We start from the raw sequence: 4,804 nt of genomic DNA, 5'->3' as shown, positions 1-4,804 counted from the left end.
AAGCGAGAAGCGAGAAGCGAGAAGCGAGAAGCGAGAAGCGAGAAGCGAGAAGCGAGAAGCGAGAAGCGAGAAAATTTTGAAGGGTTGACACACAGTGCCAACCCTTTTCTTTTAAATTCAGGTAATTAAACTTAAATATCAGCGAGCGCTGCCTGCAGCTTTCGACTCGCTCATCGCAAGCTCCTCTCGCAGGACGAAGTCCGGTCTCGGAGCGAAGCGTTCTCATATCTCGAAGCGCAGCGTTCTAAACTCTCGCCTCTCTTAAGCTTTCTCAGCCAAGATGATTCGCAATGTGCGGCGTAGCGGCTCTGCTGCACCCCAAAGTAGCTGGTCACCGACAGTGAACGCGTTTAAGAAATCATCGCCCATTGCCATCTTACGGAGACGACCAACAGGGATAGACAGTGTGCCAGTCACTTTAGCTGGCGTCAGCTCTTGCGCGGTGATGTCACGATCGTTTGGAATCACTTTAACCCAATCATTATGAGTTGCGATGATCTCTTCAATCTCATCCATAGGTACATTCTGCTTTAGCTTGATAGTAAGCGCTTGAGAGTGACAACGCATCGCACCGATACGTACACAGGTACCATCGATAGGAACCGGTGAATCTTGGAAACCAAGAATCTTGTTCGCTTCAACACCCGCTTTCCACTCTTCTTTGCTTTGACCATTGTCGCGCTTCACATCAATCCATGGGATCAATGAGCCTGCTAGAGGAACGCCAAACTTGTCTGTTGGGAACGAACCGCTGCGCATGGTATCAGCAACTTTCTTGTCGATATCAAGGATAGAGCTCGATGGGTTAGCAAGTTCACTGCTAACTGAGTCATTGATTACACCCATTTGAGAAATAAGTTCACGCATGTTCTGTGCACCAGCACCCGAAGCCGCTTGATAAGTCATGGCACTCGTCCATTCAACCAAGCCTTTTTCGAACAGACCACCAAGACCCATTAGCATCAAGCTAACCGTACAGTTACCACCAACAAAGGTGTTAGTACCAGCGTGAATACCTCGCTGGATTTGCGCCAAGTTTACTGGATCGAGTGTGATGATAGAATCTTGCGCCATACGTAAGGTTGACGCTGCGTCAATCCAGTAGCCCTTCCAACCAGCTTGGCGAAGTGCTGGATATACTTGCTCCGTGTAGCTACCACCCTGACAGGTAATGACGGCATCAAGCTGCTTTAAGCTTTCAATATCAAATGCGTCTTGTAGCATTCCAGCATCTTTGCCTACCTTACTATTTCCAAATAAGGGAGCTGGGATGCCAATTTGAGATGTGCTGTAAAAAACTGGTTCAATAAGGTCAAAATCTTTCTCTTCAACCATACGTTGCATAAGTACAGAACCGACCATGCCGCGCCAACCAACTAAACCTACTCTCATTCTCAACTCTCCGTGTAATCAACTTAAATAATGGGATACCCCAATATTCAATTTTCGAAGCAAAATCTCAAGGAAAAATTGCATCAAATCTGTAACTTTTATCTGCTCCCACTCCAAATAAGTGCAAAACCTACATTTTGCTCCCTTTTTGTTCGATTGTTATTTTCACAAACAAAACAAATGCTTCTTAAAACATAAGTGAAAAATACGTGCCACACCTTGATTACATTTCAAAACATTTCAACTCATTAAAATTAACGAATTACCATATATTTAACCACAATAAATCACCATTACAGACTCAAATCACATTGAATGGACATTTTATCGAAATATTATTCTAACTACGGTAAAGTGCCACTCGTACCAAAAAGGAGTTAACACTCGTAAAGCAGATAGTGCAGTGGCTTCTATTTGCTCTTGCTCACAACATTTATAAGAGGCTCTGTATGACGCAACTTACCCCACGTCTACCCAGCTTGATCCAGGTTATCGTCTCCCTTGGATTGTTCCTATTGATGGCATTTTCGTTCACTGCCCAATTGGATCTTCCTATCCAGCTTGCCCTATACATTGGCTGGTTCATTATCATGGTGCTCGGCATACGTTTAGGACACCAGTACAAGGATCTTGAGAAAGCAGCATTGGACGGCATATCCAACGGCTTGGGAGCGGTACTCATTCTACTGGCAGTCGGTGCGCTTGTTGGCACTTGGATTTCAGGCGGTATCGTTCCTACCATCATTTACTATGGTCTGAAAGCAATTCACCCTTCAATTTTCCTTCTTGCAACGATGATCATCTGTTCACTGACGGCACTCGCAACGGGCACATCATGGGGTGCGGCCGGCACCGCGGGTATTGCGATGATGGGGATTGGTCAGGGACTTGGCGTTCCAGCACCGATTACCGCTGGTGCGGTACTTTCTGGCTGTTACTTTGGCGATAAGATGTCACCACTGTCTGATTCCGTGATCCTAGCTTCTTCGATGTCCAACGTAGAAGTCGTAGAACACATTAAAGGGATGCTGCCAGTGGCTTTAATCAGCTACATCATTACTGGCATCATGTTCACCGCGTTTGGTTTCCACTACGCTGGCAACGTTGACATGACTCAGGTGCAATCTGTTATTCAGGCGATGGAAGAGCAGTTCTACATCACCCCTTACTCATTCGTCCCTGTCGTGATCGTTCTTGGTCTACTGGCGATGCGTATGCCTTCATTCCCTGTGATCAGCTTCGGCTCACTTCTCGGGATTATCTGGGCGGTGATGATTCAAGATGTTAACTTCCTTCAAGCATTCAACACTGCGTGGGCACCTTTTGAAATCTCATCTGGCGTAACGTTCATTGACTCAATCCTAAACCGTGGTGGCATGTCATCAATGCTCGGTTCAGTTGCAGTCATTGTGTTTGGTCTAGGATTTGGTGGCTTGCTCGATAAAGTGGGTGTGCTAGAGACCATCGCAAAACTATTTGAACGTCGAGTGCAGAGCGCAGGTTCACTTGCCACAAGCACGATTGCTACCGCCTTTATGGGTAACGTTTTCGGTTCAGCGATGTATGTGTCACTGATCCTAACCCCTAAGATCTGTGCTAAGAACTATGACCGTCTAGGTTACAAGCGTAAAAATCTTTCTCGTAACGCAGAGTTTGGCGGTACCTTGACTTCGGGCATGGTGCCTTGGAGTGATAACGGTATCTACATGGCGAGCATCCTTGGTGTCGCAACACTTTCTTATGCGCCGTTCATGTGGTTAAGCTTTGTTTGTATCCTCGTCACCATCATTACGTCATATATGGGTTGGTTTGTTGATAAATGCGAACCAATTGAAGGCGCTGAATTGGCTTCAGAGGCTCAACAACCAGAGCAGCTGGCTAAGCAAACGGTTTAACCTCTATTGACTACGAAAAAGCGCCTAATCTGGGGTAACTCCTATCACTTAACGTGTTTGGAACGAACAGGGTAGCGAGTTTTACTCATACGAACGGTCCTTGATTTGGGCCGTTTTTTTCGTTCTGGCAGAATGTAACGCTTCACTTGCTCTCGCATTGCCCTCAACTTCCCAACGCTCGAAGTAGACATCCATTTCGACAATAACTTAGCCAATGTTTCCACTGGCATATTGGTGATCCACTGCTGATTTTCTTGTTGGTGCTGTTCTGAAAACAAAATGTTAGCAACAAAGTAGCCACTTTCTTGGTCGGTGGCTAGACGGAGTTACTTACCTGTTTGAGGGTCTAACGGGGTACTACGATACTCTTCACCAGCTAAAATATCGTAGTGAATCACCGTATCGCTATTAAACTGAGAGAAATCAAAGTAGACACTTTCTGCGTTAAACTCTTGGTCTTTTGATTTCTTTTCACCATTAACGTAATAAAAGCAACCAAATCCATTCGTCCATCTATTATATTTTGCAGAATAAAAGGGCTCGCATTTTTTAGCTTCGATTGTAGAATCTAAGCCTATCGGTTTATTGTTATAATCGGTGCCTGATTGGTAAATACGTAGTTGGGCAAAACCTACCGTATCAAATGCGTTATAGGCTTCGACCTTGATATCTCTTAATTCGACCACGCAATTTTCACTGTTTGTGTAAGTTGAGTATGGCACGGTGAACTGATAACGGTCATCACTTACATCATTACTCGGAGTAAAGAATGTAGTGATCTTTCCTCCTCGATGGGCTTTTTGGCCAAACATATCATAAGAGTAGGATTCACAGTCATCACCATATACCCAATAGTTTGCCCACACTTTTACGGTTGCATCGGTTGGTTTTAAGCCCGTAACCAGAATAGACTCTTGCTCGGTAGTGTTCAGTATCGAGTACAACCCAGAAAGTGCGCTCACTGAAACCAGAACCAATGCGACACTTCTCTCTATGAATTGTCGCTTAGTTAACCGAGTCACTTGCCAGTCTCCGGATCTAACGGGGTACTACGATACTCTTCACCAGCTAAAATGTCGTAGTGAATCACCGTATCGCTATTAAACTGAGAGAAATCAAAGTAGACACTGTAAGCATTGAAAACGACTAAATCCGCTTGTTTATCCCTTATTTCTCCATTCGTATAAAAACTGCATGCTAAGCCAGATGACCACTCATTTAAATCTTCGTAATATCGAGTACGACAATCTTTGGCTTCAATTGTAGAATCTAAGTCTATCGGTTTGTTGTAATATTTTGTGCCTGATTGGTAAATACGTAGTTGGGCAAAACCTACTGTATCAAATGCGTTATAGGCTTGAACTGTTATATCCCCCAAGTTTACTTCACAATCAAACGAGTCTTGATATTGCTGGAAAGGAATGCGCAATTCATACCTGTTTGGGTCGTTGGAGAAGTTATAAGTCACATGCCATTTTACATCTGCACCACTTGACCAGCCGGAGTCGGCACTCCAT

General features: G+C 44.6%; 4 protein-coding genes. 1 reads left to right on the top strand and 3 read right to left on the bottom strand.

The window, feature by feature from the left end:
* Positions 1-261: 261 nt before the first annotated feature.
* Positions 262-1,392: an aspartate-semialdehyde dehydrogenase gene (gene asd, locus ACQEXR_RS19685; RefSeq protein WP_331418472.1), complete on the bottom strand. Its 1,131-nt coding sequence runs from the start codon at positions 1,390-1,392 to the stop codon at positions 262-264.
* Between the two features lie 449 nt (positions 1,393-1,841).
* Here asd and nhaC point away from each other — a divergent pair, with 449 nt between their 5' ends.
* A complete protein-coding gene (nhaC, locus tag ACQEXR_RS19680) occupies positions 1,842-3,287 on the top strand; it encodes a Na+/H+ antiporter NhaC (protein ID WP_331427160.1) in 1,446 nt (481 codons plus the stop codon).
* Between the two features lie 326 nt (positions 3,288-3,613).
* Here the strand turns inward: nhaC and ACQEXR_RS19675 are convergent, their stop codons facing one another.
* Both ACQEXR_RS19675 and ACQEXR_RS19670 read right to left on the bottom strand, forming a co-directional pair.
* Positions 3,614-4,309 (bottom strand): hypothetical protein, encoded by a 696-nt coding sequence (locus ACQEXR_RS19675; RefSeq protein ID WP_427020982.1) that lies wholly within the window; start codon positions 4,307-4,309, stop codon positions 3,614-3,616.
* On the bottom strand, positions 4,306-4,804 hold a 499-nt coding region (locus ACQEXR_RS19670; RefSeq protein ID WP_427020981.1), incomplete at its 5' end, for a hypothetical protein. The genes ACQEXR_RS19670 and ACQEXR_RS19675, both read right to left, overlap by 4 nt.

Origin of the sequence: Vibrio sp. TRT 2004 (assembly GCF_050113735.1) — a bacterium.
Lineage (GTDB): Bacteria > Pseudomonadota > Gammaproteobacteria > Enterobacterales > Vibrionaceae > Vibrio.
The sequence above is the reverse complement of the archived record's forward strand: the minus strand, read 5'-3'. Positions and strand labels throughout refer to the sequence as shown.

What these genes read in the sequence shown, in the direction of transcription:
- asd (WP_331418472.1), bottom strand. Translation starts at nt 1,392, where the DNA reads ATGAGAGTAGGTTTAGTTGGTTGGCGCGGCATGGTCGGTTCTGTACTT.
- nhaC (WP_331427160.1), top strand. Translation starts at nt 1,842, where the DNA reads ATGACGCAACTTACCCCACGTCTACCCAGCTTGATCCAGGTTATCGTC.